This is a genomic window from Streptomyces sp. NBC_00210, from assembly GCF_045160975.1.
Taxonomy (GTDB): domain Bacteria; phylum Actinomycetota; class Actinomycetes; order Streptomycetales; family Streptomycetaceae; genus Streptomyces.
The window spans coordinates 6,789,178-6,810,786 of record NZ_CP108120.1; the positions used below are offsets into that span (position 1 = coordinate 6,789,178).

At 70.7% G+C, this 21,609-nt stretch carries 24 protein-coding genes; 15 read left to right on the plus strand and 9 right to left on the minus strand.

Annotation, left to right across the window (positions count from 1 at the left end):
• The first annotated feature begins 161 nt into the window (after window positions 1-161).
• Window positions 162-953 (plus strand): enoyl-CoA hydratase/isomerase family protein, encoded by a 792-nt coding sequence (locus OG729_RS30675; RefSeq protein ID WP_405809128.1) that lies wholly within the window; start codon window positions 162-164, stop codon window positions 951-953.
• A 37-nt stretch (window positions 954-990) separates the two neighbouring features.
• Here the strand turns inward: OG729_RS30675 and OG729_RS30680 are convergent, their stop codons facing one another.
• Complete coding sequence (locus tag OG729_RS30680; protein WP_405809130.1) at window positions 991-1,656, minus strand: hypothetical protein; 666 nt, start codon at window positions 1,654-1,656, stop codon at window positions 991-993.
• A 127-nt stretch (window positions 1,657-1,783) separates the two neighbouring features.
• Here OG729_RS30680 and OG729_RS30685 point away from each other — a divergent pair, with 127 nt between their 5' ends.
• Genes OG729_RS30685 through amaP form a run of 5 tightly spaced genes read left to right on the plus strand, consistent with a single transcriptional unit; the run spans window position 1,784 to window position 4,108 of the window.
• Window positions 1,784-2,281, plus strand: a complete 498-nt coding sequence (locus OG729_RS30685) for an Asp23/Gls24 family envelope stress response protein (RefSeq protein WP_360879479.1) — start codon at window positions 1,784-1,786, stop codon at window positions 2,279-2,281.
• Between the two features lie 33 nt (window positions 2,282-2,314).
• Entirely contained in the window at window positions 2,315-2,506 is a 192-nt protein-coding gene (locus tag OG729_RS30690; protein ID WP_360879483.1) for a hypothetical protein, read from the plus strand.
• 6 nt (window positions 2,507-2,512) lie between these two features.
• Entirely contained in the window at window positions 2,513-2,884 is a 372-nt protein-coding gene (locus OG729_RS30695) for a hypothetical protein (protein ID WP_360879486.1), read from the plus strand.
• On the plus strand, window positions 2,881-3,522 hold the full coding sequence (locus OG729_RS30700; RefSeq protein ID WP_405809132.1) for a DUF6286 domain-containing protein: 642 nt from the start codon (window positions 2,881-2,883) through the stop codon (window positions 3,520-3,522). The genes OG729_RS30695 and OG729_RS30700 overlap by 4 nt, the downstream gene beginning before the upstream one ends.
• A gap of 7 nt (window positions 3,523-3,529) precedes the next feature.
• Window positions 3,530-4,108 (plus strand): alkaline shock response membrane anchor protein AmaP, encoded by a 579-nt coding sequence (gene amaP, locus OG729_RS30705; RefSeq protein ID WP_405809134.1) that lies wholly within the window; start codon window positions 3,530-3,532, stop codon window positions 4,106-4,108.
• A 305-nt stretch (window positions 4,109-4,413) separates the two neighbouring features.
• On the opposite strand, the gene OG729_RS30710 is transcribed toward amaP, so the two are convergent.
• From OG729_RS30710 to OG729_RS30735, 6 genes are all read right to left on the minus strand, one after another.
• Complete coding sequence (locus OG729_RS30710) at window positions 4,414-5,169, minus strand: SDR family oxidoreductase (protein WP_405809136.1); 756 nt, start codon at window positions 5,167-5,169, stop codon at window positions 4,414-4,416.
• Window positions 5,170-5,173: 4 nt separating this feature from the next.
• On the minus strand, window positions 5,174-6,961 hold the full coding sequence (locus OG729_RS30715) for a glycoside hydrolase family 15 protein (RefSeq protein ID WP_405809138.1): 1,788 nt from the start codon (window positions 6,959-6,961) through the stop codon (window positions 5,174-5,176).
• Between the two features lie 88 nt (window positions 6,962-7,049).
• Window positions 7,050-7,838 carry an SURF1 family protein gene (locus tag OG729_RS30720; protein ID WP_405809139.1) on the minus strand — a complete coding sequence of 263 codons (789 nt, stop codon included), beginning with the start codon at window positions 7,836-7,838 and terminating at the stop codon, window positions 7,050-7,052.
• Between the two features lie 74 nt (window positions 7,839-7,912).
• Complete coding sequence (locus OG729_RS30725; RefSeq protein ID WP_307664289.1) at window positions 7,913-8,146, minus strand: hypothetical protein; 234 nt, start codon at window positions 8,144-8,146, stop codon at window positions 7,913-7,915.
• 53 nt (window positions 8,147-8,199) lie between these two features.
• Complete coding sequence (locus tag OG729_RS30730) at window positions 8,200-9,225, minus strand: DEDDh family exonuclease (protein ID WP_405809141.1); 1,026 nt, start codon at window positions 9,223-9,225, stop codon at window positions 8,200-8,202.
• 60 nt (window positions 9,226-9,285) lie between these two features.
• The gene (locus tag OG729_RS30735; RefSeq protein ID WP_405809143.1) at window positions 9,286-9,903 is read right to left on the minus strand and encodes a TetR/AcrR family transcriptional regulator; all 618 of its coding nucleotides are present in this window, start codon (window positions 9,901-9,903) and stop codon (window positions 9,286-9,288) included.
• 106 nt (window positions 9,904-10,009) lie between these two features.
• On the opposite strand from OG729_RS30735, the gene OG729_RS30740 reads away from it, so the two are divergent.
• The 6 genes from OG729_RS30740 (at window position 10,010) to OG729_RS30765 (ending at window position 16,226) form a co-directional block, all read left to right on the plus strand.
• Window positions 10,010-10,837 carry an acetoacetate decarboxylase family protein gene (locus tag OG729_RS30740; RefSeq protein WP_405809144.1) on the plus strand — a complete coding sequence of 276 codons (828 nt, stop codon included), beginning with the start codon at window positions 10,010-10,012 and terminating at the stop codon, window positions 10,835-10,837.
• On the plus strand, window positions 10,837-11,724 hold the full coding sequence (locus OG729_RS30745) for an SDR family NAD(P)-dependent oxidoreductase (RefSeq protein WP_405809146.1): 888 nt from the start codon (window positions 10,837-10,839) through the stop codon (window positions 11,722-11,724). Before OG729_RS30740 ends, OG729_RS30745 begins: the two co-directional genes overlap by 1 nt.
• Window positions 11,725-11,734: 10 nt before the next feature.
• On the plus strand, window positions 11,735-13,018 hold the full coding sequence (locus OG729_RS30750; protein WP_360879518.1) for an amidohydrolase family protein: 1,284 nt from the start codon (window positions 11,735-11,737) through the stop codon (window positions 13,016-13,018).
• Entirely contained in the window at window positions 13,015-14,250 is a 1,236-nt protein-coding gene (locus tag OG729_RS30755) for an amidohydrolase family protein (protein WP_405809148.1), read from the plus strand. The genes OG729_RS30750 and OG729_RS30755 overlap by 4 nt, the downstream gene beginning before the upstream one ends.
• 24 nt (window positions 14,251-14,274) lie before the next feature.
• Entirely contained in the window at window positions 14,275-14,988 is a 714-nt protein-coding gene (locus OG729_RS30760; protein WP_360879521.1) for a VIT family protein, read from the plus strand.
• A gap of 194 nt (window positions 14,989-15,182) precedes the next feature.
• On the plus strand, window positions 15,183-16,226 hold the full coding sequence (locus OG729_RS30765; protein WP_405809151.1) for a zinc-dependent alcohol dehydrogenase family protein: 1,044 nt from the start codon (window positions 15,183-15,185) through the stop codon (window positions 16,224-16,226).
• Window positions 16,227-16,309: 83 nt separating this feature from the next.
• Here OG729_RS30765 and OG729_RS30770 read toward each other — a convergent pair whose 3' ends face one another.
• On the minus strand, window positions 16,310-17,842 hold the full coding sequence (locus OG729_RS30770; protein ID WP_405809152.1) for a S8 family peptidase: 1,533 nt from the start codon (window positions 17,840-17,842) through the stop codon (window positions 16,310-16,312).
• Between the two features lie 259 nt (window positions 17,843-18,101).
• Between OG729_RS30770 and OG729_RS30775 the strand changes: the two genes are divergently transcribed.
• The 3 genes from OG729_RS30775 (at window position 18,102) to moaA (ending at window position 21,269) form a co-directional block, all read left to right on the plus strand.
• Window positions 18,102-18,467, plus strand: coding sequence for a DUF485 domain-containing protein (locus OG729_RS30775; RefSeq protein WP_360879530.1), 366 nt, complete (start codon window positions 18,102-18,104; stop codon window positions 18,465-18,467).
• A complete protein-coding gene (locus OG729_RS30780; protein WP_405809154.1) occupies window positions 18,464-20,104 on the plus strand; it encodes a cation acetate symporter in 1,641 nt (546 codons plus the stop codon). The genes OG729_RS30775 and OG729_RS30780 overlap by 4 nt, the downstream gene beginning before the upstream one ends.
• Before the next feature lie 175 nt (window positions 20,105-20,279).
• The gene (moaA, locus tag OG729_RS30785; protein ID WP_360879536.1) at window positions 20,280-21,269 is read left to right on the plus strand and encodes a GTP 3',8-cyclase MoaA; all 990 of its coding nucleotides are present in this window, start codon (window positions 20,280-20,282) and stop codon (window positions 21,267-21,269) included.
• Window positions 21,270-21,353: 84 nt separating this feature from the next.
• On the opposite strand, the gene OG729_RS30790 is transcribed toward moaA, so the two are convergent.
• A complete protein-coding gene (locus OG729_RS30790) occupies window positions 21,354-21,590 on the minus strand; it encodes a hypothetical protein (RefSeq protein ID WP_405809155.1) in 237 nt (78 codons plus the stop codon).
• Window positions 21,591-21,609 lie beyond the last annotated feature (19 nt).

Below are 21,609 nucleotides of genomic sequence, written 5' to 3' on the forward strand. Positions count from 1 at the left end.
CCGCTTCGGCCTGAACATCGAGGCTCCTCCGGTCCACCGGTTCCTGCGGTGGCCACCCGGTCGGTCATGCGATCGACCAGGTGGTTACTGTGCAGTCACTTAACTTCGTCCGTGTCGGCTTTGCCGATACGGACCGACTGCACCCGAACCGGAGGCGCCCCATGACTTCGCTCGACTCTGTGCTCGACAAGGACGGCGTACGGCTCACCGTCGAGGACGCGGTTGCCACGGTCACGCTGACCAACCCGGACAAGCGCAACGCCCAATCTCCCGCTCTGTGGCGGGCGTTGGCGCAGGCGGGTCGGTCACTGCCGGGCAGTGTGCGGGTCGTGGTGCTGCGCGGCGAGGGCAAGTCCTTCTCCGCCGGCCTCGACCGGCAGGCGTTCACACCCGAGGGCTTCGACGGCGAGCCGTCCTTCATCGACCTCGCACGCGGCTCCGACAAGGAGCTCGACTTGGTCATCGCCGAGTACCAGGAGGCGTTCACCTGGTGGCGCCGCAGTGACATCGTCACGATTGCGGCCGTCCAGGGGCATGCGATCGGTGCAGGCTTCCAGCTCGCCCTCGCCTGCGACCTGCGGGTCGTCGCGCAGGACGTGCAGTTCGCCATGCGCGAGACCAGCCTCGGGCTCGTCCCCGACCTCACCGGCACTCACCCGCTGGTGTCGCTCGTCGGCTGTGCCCGGGCGCTGGAGATCTGCGCGACCGGCCGCTTCGTCCACGCGGACGAGGCCGAGCGCACCGGCCTGGCCAACCTTGTCGTGCCCGGCGACGAACTCGACGGCGCGGTACGGGACCTGGCCGCGGCGCTGCTTGCGGCGCCGCGGGACGCGGTGATCGAGACGAAGGCGCTGCTGCAGGGAGTGACGGGTCGTTCGTACGAGGAGCAGCGCACCGCGGAGCGGGCGGCGCAGGCGCGCCGGCTGCGCGACCTCGCGGGGATCGGCGACTGATCGGCGATTCCGCGACCGCGCGGGCACCGGCGACTGATCACCCATTCACCGAGGTGATCAGCACAGAAACCGGGCGCCCGTCCGCGAGAGCCGCCGTCACAGCCTCGCGGACTGCCCGGACCACCTCCAGCGGACGGTGACCGCTCGCCGTCGCCACTTCGACGCGGACATGGTCCGGCGCCAGATGCACCGGCGTGCCCAGCGTGGCCGTCAGATGAGCCACGCCCGGGGCGCCGGACGCCGCCGTGCCGGCAGCATCCGTCGGATCGACGGCCCGTACCCCGGGTGGCGGAGCGGGAGCCCGGGTCTCCGGGGCCGCGTCCAGCAGCTCCGTCACCCGTAGATCCACCTCGGTGACCTCAAGATCCAGCAGCTGGGCCGAGGCCGCGAACAGCGCCGTACGCAGCGTGGATGCGGTGGCCGGCAGCGGCTCCTGTGCCACCGCGGCGAAATCCGCCTCGATACGCAGCGGGCCGGGCGGCAGCGCGCTCGGCGGTGGCGGGACGGCGGGCGTCGCCGCCGTGTCGGGGTCCGCGAGCGCCAGCCTCAGCCGGCCGGGCGCCACCCCGGGCACCTGTGCCGCCGCCGACCGAAGTACCGCCTCGGCAGCCTGTTCGGCCAGCCAGGCCCCGTCCGCCGCGCCGCCCAGCGGAAGCAGCCTTCCGAGTCCGAGCCGTCGCCGCACCGCATCAGCCGTGGTCATTGCTCCAGCCTGCCGCATCCCTGGCGCGAGAGCGGGCAAGCGCACTTAGTGTGGGCAAAGGAATGGATCCCGTCCGGAGGAGTGGACCGACCCCGACCCGGATTCGACAGGGAAAGGACACACGGCGATGACCGACCCTATGCTGCGGAGCCGACCCGAGAACCCCGGTGGCGAGTCGTTCGGCTCGGCCGAGGAGCCCAGGAAGACCTCCACGACCAAGCGCGGCGGCGGCGACCCCGCATCCCGTGGCCGTACCACCATCGCTGATGGCGTCGTCGAGAAGATCGCCGGGCTCGCCGCCCGCGATGTGCTCGGTGTCCATGCGATGGGCAGCGGGATCTCCCGCACCTTCAGCGCGGTCCGCGACCGGGTGCCGGGCACCAGCAAGTCCACCGCCACGCGTGGTGTGAAGGCCGAGGTGGGCGAGGTGCAGACGGCCCTCGACCTTGAGATCGTCGTCGACTACGGCGTTTCCATCTCGGACGTCGCCCGTGCGGTGCGCGAGAACGTCATCTCCGCGGTGGAACGGATGACGGGACTCGAGGTCGTCGAGGTCAATATCGCGGTCAGCGATGTGAAACTGCCCGATGAGGAAGACGAAGAGCCGGAGCAACGTCTCCAGTAAGCGCCTTCGGCATCTGAAGTGGAGGAGCCCACGATGAGCATGGCTGTGGCTGGCCTGATCGCCGGCATGGCGCTCGGCTTCGCTGGATACTTCGGCGGATTCGGTGCCTTTCTGCTGGTCGCGGCGTTGGGGGCGGTCGGTTTCGTGGCGGGCCGGTTCCTTGACGGCGACCTCGAACCGGGCGACTTCTTCCGCAGTCGCGAGCGCGGCGACCGGCGGCGGTGACCCGCCGTGGCCACTGGGGGTCCCTCCACCGGGCGTAGGGGGAGAGTCCCGGCCGCCGAGCGCGGGGCGACGACGATCGCCGACCGGGTGGTGGCGAAGATCGCCACACAGGCGGCGCGGGAAGCGCTGTCCGGTGTTCCGGAGGGCGGCGTGCCGCCCCGCGCCATGGTCACGGTGCACCATGACCACGCCCGGGTGCGGGTCAGCCTGGAGCTCGACTATCCTTCCGACATCGGCGGCCAGTGCGGCGCGGTGCGTCACCGAGTCGCCCAGCGGGTAAAGGCGTTGGCGGGGATGGACGTGCCCGAGGTGGCCGTGCAGGTCGAACGACTGCACTCGGTCTACTCGCGCAGCGCGGCACACGGGAGGATCCGATGAGCGAGCCCGTACGGCCCGTACTCGATCTCGACCAGTCGGCGTCCGCCGCCGCCTACCACCCGGGGCCGGGGCCGAAGGACGGCGAGGGCGGCAAGGGCGGTCGCTTCTGGTCCGTGCGCCGCGTGCCCGCCGGCGTGGTGGCCCTGGTGGTGCTCGGGGGCTCAGGGCTGCTGCTGTACGACATCGCGGCGGTACGGGCCGGCCGACCCGCCATGCACTGGCGCCGGGTGCTCGCGGCAGACCTCGCGAAGTGGCGGCTCGACGACCCCGGGGTGCTGGCGGCCGCAGCAGTCGCGATGGTCATCGGCGTCGTCCTGATCGTCCTCGCCGTCACACCCGGACTGCGGTCGCTGCTGCCGATGCGCCGCGACGTCGCCTCGGTGCGCGCGGGTATCGACCGGGAGGCCGCGGCGTTCGTGCTGCGGGACCGGGCGATGGAGATCTCCGGGGTGCAGTCGGTCCGGGTACGGATGGGGCGGGCGAAGGTCTCGGTGCGCGCGCAGTCGCACTTCCGCGAACTCGACGACGTACGGGCGGATCTGGATGTCGCGACGGCCGCGGCGATCGGTGAGCTCGGCCTTGCCAGGCCACCCGCCCTGACCGTGCATGTCGGCCGGCCACCGGCGAAGAAGAGGTGAGGCGGGAATGCTTCGGGTGGTCAATCGTGTACTGCTCGGCCTCGCCGGGCTGGTGCTGCTGTGCGTGGGCGGCGCGGTGCTCGCCGCGGGGGCCGGGTGGCCGGTGCCGTCCTGGTGGCCCTGGGACGGCCCGGACGACGTCCTGCTGAGCAAGGCGGCCCGGGATCGCTGGCGCGACGAGGGCTGGTGGTGGCCGGTGGTCATCGCGGTGCTGGCGGTGGTGGTGCTGCTTGCGCTGTGGTGGCTGATCGCCCAGTTCCGCCGGGCCCGGCTGGCGGAGGTCCTGGTCGACAGCGGCGACGGCGAGGGCGCGTTGCTGCGGGGCCGCGCGCTGGAGGGCGTCCTGGAGAGCGAGGCGGAATCCCTGGAGGGCGTTGCCCGTGCCCACGTCATGCTGACGGGCCGCCGCAGCGCCCCGGAGGCACGGGTGAACCTGCTGCTGGAACCGTTCGCGTCGCCCGGGGACGCCCTTGCGCGGCTGACGGAGGAGGCGGTGGGGCATGCGCGTGACTCGGCGGGGCTGGGGGTGCTGCCGGCGGAGGTCAGACTGCGCGCGGCGAAGCACGGTGCGCAGAGGGTGAGTTGACTCCTTCCGCGCGAACCGGGGCTTTGCCCCGGACCCCTCAGGGGTGCGGTTTGGCGGGGCGGAACGGTTGGCCGCTGCGCGGGGCTTTCGCCACCCCGCGACTCCCCCCGAACCGGGGCTTGGCCCCGGACCCCTCAGGGGTGCGGTTTGCGGGGCACCCGCTCGCGGGGTGAGCGGCAGCTTCGCGCCGCCGTGCTCGGGCCTGCGCCGAGCGTCAGGCATGCTGCTCGCCCGCAGTGGCCGACCAGTGATAGGACGGGCGGGACGAAGCCCCCCGCGCAGCGGGGGCCCACCCCCACCCCGTGTCAGAACCCGTGGCGTGCGCCCCCGTCCACCGGGAGCATGACCCCCGTCAGGTACGACGCCGCCGGCGACAGCAGGAACGCCGCCGCCTTGCCGAACTCCTCCGGCGTCCCGTACCGCCGCAGCGGAATTCGTGACTCGTTCGCCGTGCGCGCCGCCTCCGCATCGCCCGACAGTGCGTCGAGTTCGCGCACGCGGTCCGTGTCGATGCGGGCCGGGAGCAGGCCCACGACCCGGATGCCCTGGGGGCCCAGCTCGTCCGAGAGGGACTTCGCGAAGCCCGCCAGGCCCGGGCGGAGGCCATTGGAGATCGTCAGGCCCGGGATCGGCTCATGGACCGAACCGGACAGGACGAAGCCGATGACCCCGCCCTCGCCCAGCGCCGCCGCCGCGGTGCGGGCCAGCCGTACCGCCCCCAGGAACACCGCGTCGAACGCCGCCTGCCACTGCTCGTCCGTGTTGTCTACCGCGAAGCCCGGCGCCGGGCCGCCCACGCTGATCAGAATGCCGTCGAAGCCGCCGAAGTGCGCCCGTGCCGCGGCGACGAGGCGCTCCGCACCCGCCGGGTCGGCATTGTCCGCGGCAACGCCCACCGCGTTCGGCCCCAGTTCGGCGGTGGCGTCCGCGACGGTCTTCTCGTCCCGTCCGGTGATGACGACCTTCGCGCCGTCCGCGACAAGCGCCCGCGCCGTCGCGTTGCCCAGCCCCCGCGACGCACCCGTGACGACATAGACGCGGTCCTTCAGTCCAAGATCCATGGAGCTATCCTGCCGTCTCCTCCTGCCCGAGCGCGAGGGCCGTGTTCACCAGAGCGATATGGCTGAACGCCTGCGGGAAGTTCCCGAGCTGCCGCCCGGCCACCGGGTCGTACTCCTCGGCCAGCAGCCCCACGTCGTTGCGCAGCGCGAGCAGCCGCTCGAAGAGTTCCCTCGCCTCCTTCGCCCGCCCCGTCATCCGCAGCGCATCGGCCAGCCAGAACGAGCAGGCCAGAAATGCCCCTTCGCTCCCCGGCATCCCGTCCACCGGCATGCCCTCGGTGCTGTAGCGGCGTACGAGACCGCCCGTGCCGAGCTCCCGCTGCACCGCGTCCACTGTCCCGATCACCCGCGGATCCTCCGCCGGCAGAAAGCCGACCCGCGGGATCAGCAGCGTCGCTGCGTCGAGTTCGGCGGAGCCGTACGACTGCGTGAAGGTGTTCCGTACCGGGTCGTACCCCTTCTCGCAGACTTCCCGGTGCACCTCGTCCCGCATCGCCCGCCAGCGCGCCGGGTCGCCGCTCAGCTCGGGGCACGCCTCCAGGGTGCGTACGGCACGGTCCGCCGCCACCCATGCCATGACCTTGGAGTGCACGAAGTGGCGGCGTGGACCTCGCACTTCCCACAACCCCTCGTCCGGCTCCCGCCACTTCGACTCGAGGAAGCCGAGCAGGCTCAACTGGATGCTCCAGGCGTGCTTCTCCGCCGGCAGGCCCGCCTCCCGCGCCACATGGAGGGAGTCGATGACCTCTCCGTACACATCGAGCTGAAGCTGGGTCACGGCCTCGTTGCCGGTGCGGACCGGCGCGGAGCCCGCATAGCCGCTCAGCCACGGCAGCTCCATCTCGGGCAGCCGCCGCTCGCCCGCCAGCCCGTACATGATCTGGAGGTCCGCCGGGTCCCCGGCCACCGCGCGCAGCAGCCAGTCGCGCCAGGCCTCGGCCTCTTCGTGATAGCCGGCCGCCAGCAGCGCGCCCAGCGTGAGGGTGGAGTCGCGCAGCCAGCAGTAGCGGTAGTCCCAGTTCCGTACCCCGCCGAGCTCCTCCGGCAGCGACGTGGTGGGCGCGGCGACGATTCCGCCGGTCGGGGCATACGTGAGCCCTTTCAGCGTGACCAGGGAGCGCAGGACGGCCTCTTGATAGGGGCCCGCGGTCCGGCAGCAGCTCCTGGACCACTCGGTCCAGTCCGCCAGGCTGCTCTCCAGCGCCTCGTACGGGTCCACGAGCGTCGGCCGGGGCTGGTGCGAGGGATGCCAGGTGAGGACGAACGCCACCTTCTCCCCGGGGCCGACCGTGAACGACGACACGGTGCTGAACTGCTGACCCCATGTCTTGACCTCCGGCTCGCTGCGCAGCCACACGGAGTCGGGGCCCGCAACGGCAACGCGCTGCCCGTCCGACCGCCGCATCCACGGCACCACGGAGCCGTAGTCCATGCGCAGCCGGAGCGTGCCCCTCATCTCGACCGAGCCGCTGACGCCCTCCACGATGCGTACGACATCGGGTGCCGCGTCGCGCTGCGGCATGAAGTCGATGACCTTCACCGTGCCGGTGCGGGTCTCCCACACCGATTCCAGGACGAGCGACTCGCCGACATAGCCGCGCCGGGTGCACAGGCCCGCGCCCTTGGGAGCCATCGTCCAGTGGCCGTTCTCCTTGTTGCCGAGCAGCGCCGCGAAACAGGCCGCCGAGTCGAAGCGGGGCAGGCACAGCCAGTCGATCGAGCCGTCTTTGCCGACGAGTCCGGCCGTCTGCAGGTCGCCGATGAGGGCGTAGTCCTCGATGCGTAGCGTCACGCTTTGGCGTGTTCCCGCCCAGTGCGGTGGTTAAGCAGTCGAGGTCCGGGCTGCGGGTGACCGCCGGACCTTCGCGGGAAGACAGGCCCTAGACGCTCGCCGGGGTGGGCTCCGGGGTGCTGGGGTCCGCGGCGGCCTCGCGGTCGCGCTTCTCGCGGCGTACCAGAATCACCCAGCCGACGGGTACCCCCGCGGCGAACAGCCACCACTGAACGGCATAGGCCATGTGGGGGCCGATGGAGTCGTGGTCCGGATCCGGGATCAGTTCGGGGCTGCTGCCCGCGGGCTCGGGCGCCGTCTGTTCCAGATAGCCGCCGAGCACGGTGCGGCCCAGCGACTCGGCCTGCTGTGCGCTGCTGATCAGCATGACCTGGCGGGGCGGCAGACCGGCCAGGTCCTTGATGCCGCTGGCCCGGGTCGTCTCGTCGGCCTCGAGCCGGCCGGTCACGGTCACCGTGCCCTTGGGGGCGGGCGGCACGGAGGGGAAGGCCTTCTGGTCGGCGGCGGCCGGGATCCAGCCGCGGTTGATCAGGACGGCGCGGCCGTCGGCCAGGATCAGCGGGGTCAGCACATGGAAGCCGACCTGGTCGTCGGCGGAAGTTCGTCGGCGTACGACGACTTCGTGCGCGGTGTCGAAGGTGCCCGTGGCGGTGACCCGGCGCCAGTAGTCGGCGCGCGGGACGGTGTGACCGGGGAAGGTCAGCTCGGTCACCGGGACAGGCTTCGCCCGGAGGTTCTCGGCGATCAGTGTGTTCTGCGCGACCCGGTGCTGGTGCCGGTGGAGCTGCCAGAAGCCCAGCTCGATCATCGTGGGGATGAGTACGAGGCCGATGAGGGTGAGGATCACCCACTGGCGGGACAACAGGAAGCGGTACACGGTTTCGACCGTACCCGCTGCCGCCCCGGGCCCGGACGGTGGGTCCCGTCCGGGCCGCGCGCCCCGCCTGTCCGTCACACCTTGTCGACGATGCCCGCCCTCCCCTCCGCGCGGGCGCAGTGCCCGCCGCAGTACCAGTGGCCGTCGACCTCGACGCCCTGGCCGATGATCTGGACCCGGCAGTGCTCACAGATGGGCGCCATGCGGTGAATGGCGCAGGAGAAGCAGTCGAAGACGTGCACGGCGCCCTGCGCGTGCACCTCGAAGGACATGCCGTAGTCGTTTCCGCATACCTCGCAACGTGCCATGCGCCACAGGGTGCGCGGCACGGTCCCCGAGGTGTGGGCGGCACGCCCGGCCGTCACCCGTCTGCAGGGGCCACATCGCGCAACAGCTGGGTGAAGGCCGCCTCGTCGATGACCGGCGTGCCGTAGGACTTCGCCTTCACGGTCTTCGAGGTGGACGAGTCGGGATCGTTGGTCACCAGCAGGCTGGTCAGCCGGGAGACGCTGGTCGCGACATGGAGGCCCGCCTCGATCGCCCGGTCCTCCAGCAGCTCCCGGTCGACGGAGGTGTCGCCGGAGAACGCCACCCGCATGCCCTGCACAAGCGCTCTGCCCACCTCGTACCGACCGGGGTTGGGGTACGGGCAGGGCGGGCGCTTGCGCGAGGGACGCCAGCTGCCGTGGCCGTAGACCGACTGCCCGTAGGACGACCCGGACGACGACTGACCGGACGACTGGCCGTACGACGCCTGGTAGCCGATGCGGGGAGTCACGGGGGAGTCCGACCACTCGGTCAGCGGGCGGCATTCGTGCAGCGGCAGCCGCACCCCGTCGCGGGCCGCCGTGTGCAGACTCGGCCGGAACGCCTCCGCCAGCACCCGCGCATCGTCCAGCGCATGGTGCGCCCGCTGCTGCACCACCCCGAAGTGCGCGGCGAGCGACGCCAGCTTGTGGTTGGGCAGCGGCAGCCGGAGCTCCTTGGAGAGCGCGATGGTGCACAGCCGCTGCCGGGTGGGCGCGGTGCGCTGCGCGCGTGCGTACTCCCGGGCGATCATCGACCAGTCGAAGATGGCGTTGTGCGCGACGAGGACGCGGCCGTCCAGTCGCTGTGAGAACTCCGTGGCGATATCGCCGAAGAGCGGTGCGCCCTCCAGCACATCGCTCGTCAGACCGTGGATCCACACCGGACCCGGATCGCGCTCCGGGTTGACCAGGGTGTACCAGTGGTCCTCGACATCCCCCTGTGCGTCGAGGCGGTACACCGCAGCGGAGATTATCCGGTCGTCGCGGGCGAGTCCGGTGGTCTCCACGTCGACGACCGCGTACCCCTGTGGATACGCGGCCGGCCACGCTGTCGCTGCAGTCGTACGGTCGTCGAGCATGGTCACAGAGAATACGGGCCGGGACTGACATCGCCGGATCCGCCTGGTCCGTATGCTCCTTCACGCCCCCAGCAGTGCGCTCACCAACGCCCGTACGGACGAGGTGAAGAGCCGCTCCGGGTCCGCGGGCCTGGCCAGCGCGCGGGCCAGCGCCGCGTCGTGTTCCGACGTCCTCGCGTCCCACAGCTCCCCCTCGCCGGGCGACTGGACCGGTGAGCGCTCGCGGTTGCGCTCGACGAGTACGAAGCCCACGACCTGGAACTGGACGGCGCGCACGGCCTCGGCGGCGCGCGCTCCGCGCAGCCCGGCGGCGTGCACCTCATGGACGAGCGCCTGCTGCGCAGGCAGGAACATCCTTTCCGTGAGCCCCCGTTCATGGACCATCGCGATCAGATGGGGCCGCTCGCGCAGCTCACGGCGGAGCCGGCGGGCGACCGAGACGACGCGCTGCGCGGGCGTGCGCCCCACCGGCCGGATCGCGCCCATCTCCTTGACCGTGCGCTCCACCAGTGCGTCCAGCAGGGATTCGCGATTGCCCACATGCCAGTAGATCGAGGTGACCGCCGTGCCGAGCTCTGCGGCGAGCTTGCGCATGGTGAGCGCGTCGGGTCCGTGCTGCTTCACGAGGGCTGCCGCCGTCCGGAGCACCTCTTCGCGGGTCAGCGCGGTGCGTGGCATCTCGCTCCTCAACTCATCTGCATGCACGGCTCTTTACCCTTCATCGCCGCCGGTGTAACTGTGTTACAGAACCGACCCCCGACGATGAAGCGAAGGGTGGTACGTCATGGCACGTGTACGGTACGGCGCGCGCAGCGAGGCGGAGATCGCCGCGGCCCGCGCAGCCGGTTCCCGGCTCCCCGACATCTGGTCCACGGGCGTCGTGGCGGTGTGGGAGAGCGACCCGGACGCGGTGGCGGCCGTACTCCCGCCGCCCCTCAAGCCCACCGGGCGGCCCCTTGTACGGGCAAACATCAGCAAGGTCGACCTGCCCGGCTACCCTCCCCCGCAGCCTTCGGCGCGGGAGGTACCCCCAGGCGCGGGCTCGGTGGCCGTCGCCGCGCTGCACGACGGGCTCGAGGGCTGGTACCCGCTCGTCATGCCGATGACCCATGAGCGCGCGCTGATCGGCGGACGCGAGGTCTTCGGCGAGCCGAAGAAGCTGGGCGAGGTCGCCGTCGAACGCGACGGTCTGCTGGTACGGGCATTGCTCGCCCGGCACGGCATCGCCTTCGTCGAGGTGCGCGGCGCGGTGGAGGGACCGCTGCCGCTGCCCGAGCCGGCCGAGAAGCTGGACTTCTACTTCAAGTTCCTGCCCGCGGTGGACGGTCGGGGCTTCGACGCCGACCCCGTACTCGTCCACTGCATCCGCAACGAGAAGTTCCGCAGGCTGGAGAGGCTCAGCGGCGACGTGGTGCTGCGCGAGTCGCCGTACGACCCCGTCGCCGACCTCCCCGTACGCCGTCTCGTCGAGCTCACCCTCGGCGAGAAGACCACCGACCAGCGGGGGAAGGCGGTCGAGCGGGTGAGCGCGCAGGCGCTGCTGCCGTACATCCACCAGCGCTACGACGACCCGCAGCAGATCCTCGACGGACCGCCTGCGGGGAGCCTGTGATGCGGCTGAGCCAGGGACAGGTCGCCGTCGTCACGGGCGCGGCGAGCGGCATCGGGCTCGCCATGGCGCGGCGGTTCGCGGCCGAGGGGCTGAAAGTCGTCCTCGCGGACGTCGAGAAGGCGGCTCTGCACAAGGCGGCGGACCAGCTCGCACAGGACGGCGCCCGGGTGTTCGCGCAGACCGTCGACGTGGGCGACCGCGACTCCGTCTCGGAGCTCGCGGACGCCGCGTACGAGACCTTCGGCGCCGTCCATGTGCTGTGCAACAACGCGGGGGTCGGCTCCGGCGCCGAGGGCCGGATGTGGGAGCACGAGCCCAACGACTGGAAGTGGGCCTTCGCCGTCAACGTCTGGGGTGTCTTCCACGGCATCCAGGCCTTCGTGCCGCACATGATCGCGAGCGGCGAGCCCGGCCATGTCGTCAACACCTCGTCGGGTGACGGCGGGATCGCGCCGCTGCCCACCGCATCGGTCTACGCCGTCACCAAAGCCGCCGTCGTGACGATGACCGAGTCGCTGTACGCGCATCTGAAGGCGGAACACGCGCGCGTGGGCGCGTCCGTCCTGTTCCCCGGGCCGCACATGCTGCGTACCGGGCTGTGGGAGTCGCACCGCAACAGGCCGGAGCGGTACGCCAAGGAGCGGCCGCGCAGAACTCCCTACCGCAGCCTCGACCAGTGGGAGGCGGCGATGAAGGACGCCGGGCACGAGGTTGCGTTCACACCGGTCGAGGAGGTCGCCGCGTTCGTCGTGGACGGGATCCGCGCCGGCCGCTTCTGGCTGCTGCCGGCGAGCGAGCACAGCGACCGGCAGATCCGCGCGCGGGCGCAGTCGATGCTCGACCGCGCCAACCCGTCGTACCTGGAGAAATTCATTCTGGACCGATGAGGGACACGTGATGACGGCACAGCAGGACCCGTACCTGATCATCTCCTCCGACTGCCACGCCGGACTGCCGACCGAGCAGTACCGGCCCTATCTGGACGCCCGGTTCCACCGGGACTTCGACGAATTCCTCGCCGGGCGCGACCGCCGCCGGGAGGAGATGACCCGGCTCGGCGTACGTAACGAAGCCTTCGCGAGCAAGTGGTTCAGCGACAACGAGGAAGGACTGAAAGGCGGTTGGGACCCCGCCCAGCGGCTCAAGGAGCTCGACGGCGACGGAGTGGCGGCGGAGGTCGTCTTCCCGGACGCGGACGCCGTCGACAGCCAGACGGCCGCTCCCTTCGGCGTGGGGCTCGGGCTCTCCGGCGACCAGGACCCCGACCTCGGCATGGCGGGCGCGCAGGCGCACAACCGGTGGCTCGCCGAGTTCGTCTCCGCCAACCCCGAACGGCACTGCGGGGTGGCCCTGCTGCCCGTCACGGGCGAGGTCGAGCGGGTCGTCGCCGAGATCCACCGGGCCAAGGAGTCCGGGCTCGGGGCGCTGATGATCCCCTCGATGTGGGTGGACAAGGCGCCGTACCACGACCGGCGTTACGACCCGATCTGGGCGGCGGCCGCCGAGACAGGCATGCCCATGGTCACCCACTCCGGTGCGGCCCCGCGCCATGAGTACGGCGACCACCTGGGGATCTACGTCTCCGAGGTCACCTGGTGGCCGGCCCGCCCGCTGTGGTTCCTGCTCTGGTCCGGTGTCTTCGAGCGGCATCCCGGTCTGACGTTCGGCGTCGCCGAGTCCGGGTGCTGGTGGCTGCCGAATCTGCTCTGGTTCATGGACCGGCTCTATCTCGGCGCGCACGGCGGCAAGAAGCTCTCACCGTTCGCCGAGCTGAAGCGGCCGCCGAGCGAGTATCTGGACCGCCAGGTCTTCATCTGCGCCACCAACACCAAGCGGCGCGAACTCGCCCAGCGCTACGAGATCGGGGTCGACAACATCCTCTGGGGCAGCGACTTCCCGCACCCCGAGGGCACCTGGCCCGACACGCGCGCATGGCTGGCGAGAACCTTCCACGACATCCCGGTCGCCGAAACCCGCCGCATGCTGGGCCTGGCAGCGGCCGAGGTCTTCGGCTTCGACACCCGCAAGCTGGCCCCGATCGCCCGCCGCATCGGACCGACACCGGCCGAACTCGGCCAGTCGGCGGACCAGTCGGCCGTGGAGGCGTCCTGGGCGAGGTCGCGAGAGGTGGGCCGGCACTGGCTGACGGACCACGACTTCCCGGTCCTGGGGGCGTCATGATTGACGGAGCGGACCGCTACACCGTCATCTCCGCCGACTGCCACGCCGGCGCCGATCTCCTCGACTACGAGCCGTACTTGGAGAAGAGCTACCACGACGACTTCGACGCCTGGGCGGCCACATACGTCAATCCGTACGAGGATCTCCAGGCCGAAACGGCGGACCGCAACTGGAACTCCGACCGGCGCATTGCCGAGCTGGAGGCCGACGGCATCGTTGCCGAAGTCGTCTTCCCCAACACCATCCCGCCGTTCTTCCCCAGCGCCTCACTCATGGCCCCGGCGCCGTCGAAGGAGGAGTACGAGCAGCGCTGGGCCGGTCTGCGCGCCCACAACCGCTGGCTCGCCGACTTCTGCGCCGCCGCACCGGGGCGCCGGGCAGGCGTGGCGCAGATTCTCCTCAACGACGTCGACGAGGCGGTCCGCGAGATCCGGCGGGTGGCGTCGGCGGGTCTGACAGGCGGCATCCTGCTGCCCGGTACGCCACCGGGCTCCGGCCTTCCCGAGCTGTACTCGCAGACATACGACCCGATCTGGGAGGTCTGTGACGAACTCGGCGTACCCGTCAACCACCACGGCGGCTCGGCGTCCCCGCCGCTCGGCGAGGAACCGGCGGCGCGTGCGGTGTTCATGGTGGAGACGACGTGGTTCTCGCACCGGGCCCTGTGGCATCTGATCTTCGGCGGGGCCTTCCGCCGCCACCCGGACCTGAAGCTGGTCCTCACCGAACAGGGCTCGGGCTGGATCCCGGGCGTGCTCGACATGCTGGACTACTACCACGCCCGGCTGGTGGCAGCCGCGACCAAGGCCGCCACCGCGGAGTCCAAGTTCGGTGCGGGGCTTGCCGCTTCGATGGGCGGCGGCCCCAGTGAGGTCTGGCGCGACAACTGCTTCGTCGGCGCGAGCTTCATGCGCCCGCACGAGGTGCCGCTGCGCCACCGGATCGGCCTCGACAAGATCATGTGGGGCAGCGACTATCCGCATGACGAAGGCACAGCCCCCTACTCCCGCGAAGGCCTCCGCATCGCCTACGCGGGCCTGTCGAGGCACGAGGTCGCGGCGATGACCGGCGGCAACGCCGCGCGCGTCTACGGTTTCGACCTCGGCCTGCTCGACCCGATCGCGGCGAGGGTGGGTCCGACCGTCGAGGAGATCGCCGAGCCGCTGACGGACATCCCGCCGGGGGCGACGAGCCCTGCGTTCGCCAAAGGCGGGTCGGTGCGCGTCTGGTGACAGGGGGAGTGAGACCCTCCCGGGATGACTGAGCCATCGACTCACGACGAGGCCCACGACGGGGCACTCGGCACGCGCCTCAACTGGCTCCGGGCCGCGGTCCTCGGCGCCAATGACGGCATCGTCTCCACCGCGGGCCTCGTCGTCGGCGTCGCCGGCGCCACCGACTCGCGCGCCGCTCTGTTCACCGCCGGTCTCGCCGGACTGCTGGCCGGGTCCCTGTCCATGGCGGCCGGTGAGTACGTCTCCGTCTCCACCCAGCGCGACTCCGAGAAGGCGGCCCTGGCCCTGGAGCGGCGCGAGCTGCGCGAGCAGCCGGAGGAGGAACTGGAGGAGCTGACCGGGCTGTTGGTGGACCGCGGCCTGTCCCGGGAAGTGGCCCGCGAGGCGGCGGAACAGCTCACCGCACGGGACGCACTGCGCGCCCACGCGCGCGTGGAGCTCGGCATCGACCCGGACGAGCTGGCCAACCCGTGGCACGCGGCGGGCGCGAGCTTCCTGGCCTTCACGGTGGGCGCGCTGCTGCCACTGCTGGCGATCGTCCTGCCGCCCTCGTCCCTGCGCCTGCTGGTCACGGTCCTGTCGGTGCTCGCGGCGCTGGCCCTGACGGGCTGGTGGAGCGCCCGCCTGGGCGCCGCGGCGCTGCGGCCCGCGGTGCTGCGGAACGTGGGCGGGGGAGCACTGGCGATGGCGGTGACCTACGCAGTGGGCTCGCTGCTCGGCGCGGCGGGCGTCTGAGGTCCGACTCGGCCTGCGGGGGCCTCGTGCCGGCGCGGCGGCGTGCGGCGGCCCGACCGCGACCGTGCCCGGCTTCTGGATCATGCTCACCTGGTGTGCGGCCCGGCCGCCGCCGGCCACCGGAGCGCTGACCGCTTCCTCACAGGCGTACCGTGGAGGGCTGTACATCCGTCTGATCAGCAAGGACCCGCAGCATGCGCGCCACCGTCATCCACGCTCCGCACGACATCCGCGTGGAGGAGGTGCCCGACCCGGCGATCCAGCAGCCCACCGATGTGGTGCTGCGCGTCCTGCGGGCCTGCATCTGCGGCAGCGACCTGTGGGCGTACCGCGGCGAGTCGGCCCGGCAGCCGGGGCAGCGCATCGGCCACGAGTTCCTGGGCGTGGTCGAGGCGGCGGGCTCCGAGGTCACCGGCTTCCAGCCCGGCGACCTGGTCGTCGCGCCGTTCGTCTGGTCCGACGGGACCTGCGACTTCTGCTCGGAGGGCCTGCAGACGTCCTGCCCGCAGGGCGGCTTCTGGGGCTCGGTCGGCTACGACGGCGGCCAGGGCGAGGCCGTACGCGTGCCCTTCGCCGACGGCACCCTCGTCAAGCTCCCGGCCGAAGCCGTGTCCGACGACCGGCTGCTGACCGCGCTGCTTGCGCTCTGTGACGTCATGGGCACCGGGCACCACGCGGCGATCGGCGCAGGCGTCACCCGGGGCTCCACCGTCGCGGTCGTCGGTGACGGCGCGGTCGGGCTGTGCGGTGTGCTGGCCGCCAAGCGGCTCGGCGCCGAGCGGATCATCGCGCTCGGGCGCCACCAGGCGCGTACCGACATCGCCAAGACCTTCGGCGCCACCGATGTCGTCGCCGAGCGCGGCGACGCGGCCGTCGCGGCCGTCCGCGAGCTCACCGGCGGTCAGGGCGCACACGCCGTGATCGAGGCCGTCGGAACCGAGCAGTCGATGCGTACGGCCGTCGAAATCACCCGCGACGGCGGCGCGATCGGCTATGTCGGCGTGCCGCACGGCAGCGGCACCGGCCTGGACCTCTCCGTCATGTTCGACCGCAACATCGCCCTGCGCGGTGGCGTCGCGCCCGTGCGCGCGTACATACCGGAGCTGCTGCCCGACGTCCTGGACGGCACGATCGACCCGTCGCCCGTCTTCGACCTGTCGGTCGGCCTCGACGGCGTCCCCGCGGGCTACCGGGCGATGGACGAGCGCACCGCGCTCAAGGTCCTCATCAAGCCGTAGAAACAGCAGAGGGCCGGACGCGAAACGCCGCGTCCGGCCCCGAACAGCACTGTCCCAGCAGGTGTTGCCCGCCTCAGCAGGTGTTACCGGCGAACCGCGTCCAGCGCGTCCGCGACACCCGTCCCGTAGAAGGCGTTCTTGCCCTTGGGGCCCTCGCACACCGCGTCGACCTTGCCGTCGGCGTCGATGTCGTACGGGTTGGTGCAGGCCCTGTCGTCCGCCTCCGCGTACAGCAGCGCCTTCACCTGCGCCGCCGAGGCATGCGGGTGCTTCGACTTGATCAGCGCGACGACGCCCGCGACATGCGGCGAGGCCATCGACGTGCCGGCCTTGTAGCCGTACTTGCCGCCCGGCAGCGTGGACAGGATCCGGCCGTCCACGGCCGGCGCGTCCGGCCGCTGGAAGAGGGTCGAGTCACCGCCCGGGGCGGAGATGTCGACCACGCCGAGACCGTAGTTGGAGTACGAGGACTTCAGGTTCTTCGCACCCAGCGCGGAGACGGTGACGACCCCGGGAATCTGGGTGGGAATGTCCAGGCACTCACGGGGGTTGATGACCCGCTCGACGGGGGTGGTGTCGTTCGGGCTCGTCGCGTCGGGGAGCTCGTCGGCGGCGAGGTCCATCTTGGAGTTGCCGGCCGCGGCGACGTTCACCACGCCCTTGCGCTCCGCGTACCCGATGGCCCGGCGGTGTGCCTCGACCAGAGCCCCCTGGTCGAGGTCGTTCTTGCAGTTGAACAGCCACGGGTCGGTGTAGTAGCTGTTGTTGGTCACATCGACGCCGTGCTCGGCGGCCCAGACGAAGCCGCAGACGACCGCCTCGGTGTAGAAGAAGCCGTCCGTGGTCGCCACCTTTATGCCGGAGACCTTGACGCCCGGGGCGACACCGGTGACGCCAACGCCGTTCTTGGCCGCGGCGATCGTGCCCGCGACATGCGTGCCGTGGTCGCTCTCGTTGGCGGCCGGCCGCCAGGAGCCGGGAGTGGTGTCCGGCTTGCCGGTCACACAGTTGGCCGACGCCTTGGCGTCGAAGTTGGGCGCGAGGTCGGGGTGGGTGTCGTCAACACCCGTGTCGATGACCGCGACCGTGACGTTCCTGCTGCCCAGCGTCTTCTTGTGAGCCTTGTCCGCCTTGATGGCGGGCAGGTCCCACTGAAGCGGCTCGAGCGGGTCCTGGCCGGCGGTGGCCTGCGCCGCCGCGGTCTTCGCCTCCTGGGCGGTCAGCGGGCGCTCGGAGTCGATCGCCGTGTCGGCCGCCGGAGCGATCGGCGCGGTGCGCGTCGCGCCGGCCGACTGGACGCCCCTGACCTGACGGATCGTCTTGGCGAAGGCGGGGTTCTGCGAGTGGACGACGATGACGCCTATCTGGTCATACGCGATCACCACCGAACCGCCGGCCTTGGCTATCGCCTTCTTCACCGACTTGGCGGTGCCGTGACCGCCCTTGACGTTCACCACGTACGACAGCTTCGGACCGTCGGTCGCCACCGCGGCGGGTACTTCGTCCGCCGGGGCTGCCGAGGCGGCTCCCGCGGGAAGGAAGCCGAGCGAGGCCGTGAGCGCCAGACCGGCGGGAAGCGCGAGTGCGCGCCGCCGTCTGGATCCCAGATGAGCCATGGGTTCTCCACATCATCCGTGTCCCGCCCAGACCCCTATGAAATGGGCGGGTACATGACCAGCGAAGCTATCGCCGATCATGGCCGTCCATCAATCAGTTCGAGAAGAAACCCGAAGAAAGTCGGGAAGAAAAAGGCCGATGTTGAACCGGTCCGGTGTGCTCTCCGTGCCGTTGTCAGGGGGTGGAGCAACATCAAAACCACTTCCCCAGTGAGGCCCCCTGTCCTTCCCCACCGCACCCGCGTCGCGAGGAGATTCCGTGGCTACCGATGCACCGTCGCCCCCCGGCGGTACGGACACCAGCCCAGCTCAGCCCACGACAGAGCAGTTCGTCGACGTACAGGAGAGTGCGGAATTCGGCGAACTGCGCCGCACATACCGCTCCTTCGCCTTCCCGCTGACCGTCGCGTTCATCGCCTGGTACCTGCTCTACGTCCTGCTGTCCAACTACGCCGGCGGCTTCATGGGCACGAAGCTTTTCGGCAATATCAACGTCGCCCTCGTCTTCGGACTCGCCCAGTTCGCCACCACCTTCCTCATCGCCTGGCTCTACTCGCGTCATGCAGCCGCGAAGCTCGACCCGAAGGCCGAGGCGATCAAGTCCCGCATGGAGGACGACGCATGAGCGCCGCGCACGCCGCGTATCCCACCGTCCAGCTGGCCGCCGACGGGGCGAGCGAGCACCGGCCACTGATCATCACGCTCTTCGCGTGCTTCGTCGTCGCCACCCTCTTCATCACCGTGTGGGCCGGCCGCCAGACCAGGAACGCCGCCGACTTCTACGCGGGCGGCCGCCAGTTCACCGGCTTCCAGAACGGGCTCGCGGTCTCCGGCGACTACATGTCCGCCGCGTCCTTCCTCGGCATCGCGGGCGCCATCGCCCTCTTCGGCTACGACGGCTTCCTCTACTCCATCGGCTTCCTGGTCGCCTGGCTGGTCGCGCTGCTGCTGGTCGCCGAACCGCTGCGCAACTCCGGCCGCTACACGATGGGCGACGTCCTCGCGTACCGCATGCGCCAGCGCCCGGTCCGCACCGCTGCAGGCACCTCCACCATCGTCGTCTCGATCTTCTATCTGCTGGCGCAGATGGCGGGCGCGGGCGTACTCGTCTCGCTGCTGCTCGGCATCACCAGCGATGCGGGCAAGGTCGCGATCGTCGCCCTGGTCGGCGTACTGATGATCGTGTACGTGACCATCGGCGGTATGAAGGGCACCACTTGGGTGCAGATGGTCAAGGCTGTCCTGCTCATCGCGGGCACCGTGCTCATCACCTTCCTGATCCTGCTGAAGTTCAACTTCAACCTCTCCGACCTGCTCGGCAAGGCGGCCGAGAACAGCGGCAAGGGCGCGTCCTTCCTGGAGCCGGGACTCAAGTACGGCAAGACCGGCACATCGAAGCTGGACTTCATCTCGCTCGGCATCGCGCTGGTGCTCGGCACCGCGGGTCTGCCGCACATCCTGATCCGCTTCTACACCGTGCCCACTGCGAAGGCCGCCCGTAAGTCGGTGAACTGGGCGATCGGCATCATCGGCGCCTTCTATCTGATGACGATCGTGCTCGGCTTCGGCGCGGCTGCCCTGCTCAAGCCCGGCGACATCATCGCCTCCAACAAGGCGGGCAATACGGCCGCGCCACTGGCGGCCCTGGAGATCGGCGGCGGCTCGGGATCCACCGGCGGCTCCATCCTGCTGGCGGTGATCTCAGCGGTCGCCTTCGCCACCATCCTCGCGGTGGTCGCGGGCCTGACCCTGGCCTCCTCGTCCTCCTTCGCCCACGACATCTACGCGAACGTCATCCGCAGGGGCAAGGCCACCGAGAAGGAAGAGGTCCGCGCGGCGCGCTGGGCGACCGTCGCCATCGGCGTCGTCTCCATCGGGCTCGGCGCGCTCGCCCGCGATCTGAACGTCGCCGGTCTGGTCGCTCTCGCCTTCGCGGTCGCCGCATCCGCGAACCTGCCGACGATCCTCTACAGCCTGTTCTGGAAGAGGTTCACCACGCAGGGCGCCCTGTGGTCGATCTACGGCGGTCTGACGGCGGCCGTGGTGCTGGTGCTCTTCTCACCGGTCGTCTCCGGCAAGCCCACCTCGATGTTCAAGGAGGCGGACTTCTACTGGTTCCCGCTGGAGAACCCGGGCATCATCTCGATCCCGCTGGGCTTCCTGCTCGGCTGGCTCGGCACCCTGTTGTCCAAGGAGGAGCCCGACAAGGGCAAGTACGCGGAGCTCGAGGTCAAGTCCCTCACCGGGATCGGAGCCCACTGACCGGGCATCCGACCGCCCACTGACCGGGCATCGCAGGCATGCCTGGCACGGCCGCGTCGTAGAGTCCTACGACGCGGCCGTGCCGCTCCTCGTGACAATCGGCCCCCTTCGTTGTCGGACCTCTGGCGTAGGCTCGGAGGCAATAAGATCCGCTGAACCGGGGAGGGGGCCCACCGTGCTCATCGACACCTATGGCCGCGTGGCCACTGACCTGCGCGTTTCACTCACCGACCGGTGCAATCTGCGCTGCACGTACTGCATGCCCGAGGAAGGCCTGCAGTGGCTCGCCAAGCCCGATCTGCTCAGTGACGACGAGATCGTCCGGCTGATCCGCATAGCCGTCACCGACCTCGGCGTCACCGAGGTCCGCTTCACCGGCGGAGAGCCGCTGCTCCGGCCCGGTCTGGTCGGGATCGTCGAGCGCTGCGCCGCCCTCGAGCCCCGCCCCAAGATGTCCCTGACCACCAATGGCATCGGGCTGAAGCGCACGGCGAGCGCCCTGCAGGCCGCGGGCCTGGACCGGGTCAATGTCTCGCTGGACACCTTGCGGCCCGACGTCTTCAAGACCCTGACCCGCCGCGACCGCCACCACGATGTGCTGGACGGCCTGGAGGCCGCCCGCGCCGCGGGCCTCACCCCGGTCAAGGTCAATACGGTCCTGATGCCCGGCCTCAATGACGACGAGGCCCCCGAGCTGCTCGCCTGGGCCGTGGCCAACGACTACGAGCTGCGCTTCATCGAGCAGATGCCGCTCGACGCGCAGCACGGCTGGAAGCGCGACGGGATGATCACCGCAGGCGACATCCTGGCTTCGCTGCGTACGCGCTTCACGCTCACCGCCGAGGGCGAGGGGGAGCGCGGCTCCGCGCCGGCCGAGCGCTGGATCGTGGACGGCGGACCGCACCGCGTCGGGGTCATCGCCTCCGTCACCCGCCCCTTCTGCGCGGCCTGCGACCGCACCAGGCTCACCGCCGACGGCCAGGTGCGCACGTGTCTGTTCGCCCGCGAGGAGACGGATCTGCGCGCTGCGCTGCGCTCGGAGGCTCCGGACGAGGAGATAGCCCGCATCTGGAAGCTGGCGATGTGGGGCAAGAAGGCGGGCTCGGGCCTCGACGATCCGTCGTTCCTGCAGCCCGACCGCCCGATGTCGGCGATCGGCGGCTGAGCGTCGGCCGGATCAGCGTCCCGATCGGCGGCCGACCGTCAGGCTGCAGACCGTCAGCGGATCAGGTTCAGTGATCGACGGGCGTCAGCGATCCGCGGCTGAGCCGGAGCCGTGGCCCCGCTCCCAGTCATCGAGCGTCAGCACATCCTTCAGAAAGCCGCGCAGGCCAAGGAAGTTGGAGAGATGCTCGCGGTGATCGTCACAGGCGAGCCACGTCTTGCGGCGCTCGGGGGTGTGCAGCTTCGGGTTGTTCCACGCGAGCACCCAGACCGCGTCGGCGCGGCAGCCTTTCGCGGAACAGATCGGGGTCTCGTCACTCACTCTTACGTCCGTACGGAGA

What these genes read in the sequence shown, in the direction of transcription:
- OG729_RS30675 (WP_405809128.1), top strand. Translation starts at nt 162, where the DNA reads ATGACTTCGCTCGACTCTGTGCTCGACAAGGACGGCGTACGGCTCACC.
- OG729_RS30680 (WP_405809130.1), bottom strand. Translation starts at nt 1,656, where the DNA reads ATGACCACGGCTGATGCGGTGCGGCGACGGCTCGGACTCGGAAGGCTG.
- OG729_RS30685 (WP_360879479.1), top strand. Translation starts at nt 1,784, where the DNA reads ATGACCGACCCTATGCTGCGGAGCCGACCCGAGAACCCCGGTGGCGAG.
- OG729_RS30690 (WP_360879483.1), top strand. Translation starts at nt 2,315, where the DNA reads ATGAGCATGGCTGTGGCTGGCCTGATCGCCGGCATGGCGCTCGGCTTC.
- OG729_RS30700 (WP_405809132.1), top strand. Translation starts at nt 2,881, where the DNA reads ATGAGCGAGCCCGTACGGCCCGTACTCGATCTCGACCAGTCGGCGTCC.
- amaP (WP_405809134.1), top strand. Translation starts at nt 3,530, where the DNA reads ATGCTTCGGGTGGTCAATCGTGTACTGCTCGGCCTCGCCGGGCTGGTG.
- OG729_RS30710 (WP_405809136.1), bottom strand. Translation starts at nt 5,169, where the DNA reads ATGGATCTTGGACTGAAGGACCGCGTCTATGTCGTCACGGGTGCGTCG.
- OG729_RS30725 (WP_307664289.1), bottom strand. Translation starts at nt 8,146, where the DNA reads ATGGCACGTTGCGAGGTATGCGGAAACGACTACGGCATGTCCTTCGAG.
- OG729_RS30730 (WP_405809141.1), bottom strand. Translation starts at nt 9,225, where the DNA reads ATGCTCGACGACCGTACGACTGCAGCGACAGCGTGGCCGGCCGCGTAT.
- OG729_RS30735 (WP_405809143.1), bottom strand. Translation starts at nt 9,903, where the DNA reads ATGCCACGCACCGCGCTGACCCGCGAAGAGGTGCTCCGGACGGCGGCA.
- OG729_RS30740 (WP_405809144.1), top strand. Translation starts at nt 10,010, where the DNA reads ATGGCACGTGTACGGTACGGCGCGCGCAGCGAGGCGGAGATCGCCGCG.
- OG729_RS30745 (WP_405809146.1), top strand. Translation starts at nt 10,837, where the DNA reads ATGCGGCTGAGCCAGGGACAGGTCGCCGTCGTCACGGGCGCGGCGAGC.
- OG729_RS30750 (WP_360879518.1), top strand. Translation starts at nt 11,735, where the DNA reads ATGACGGCACAGCAGGACCCGTACCTGATCATCTCCTCCGACTGCCAC.
- OG729_RS30755 (WP_405809148.1), top strand. Translation starts at nt 13,015, where the DNA reads ATGATTGACGGAGCGGACCGCTACACCGTCATCTCCGCCGACTGCCAC.
- OG729_RS30760 (WP_360879521.1), top strand. Translation starts at nt 14,275, where the DNA reads ATGACTGAGCCATCGACTCACGACGAGGCCCACGACGGGGCACTCGGC.
- OG729_RS30765 (WP_405809151.1), top strand. Translation starts at nt 15,183, where the DNA reads ATGCGCGCCACCGTCATCCACGCTCCGCACGACATCCGCGTGGAGGAG.
- OG729_RS30770 (WP_405809152.1), bottom strand. Translation starts at nt 17,842, where the DNA reads ATGGCTCATCTGGGATCCAGACGGCGGCGCGCACTCGCGCTTCCCGCC.
- OG729_RS30780 (WP_405809154.1), top strand. Translation starts at nt 18,464, where the DNA reads ATGAGCGCCGCGCACGCCGCGTATCCCACCGTCCAGCTGGCCGCCGAC.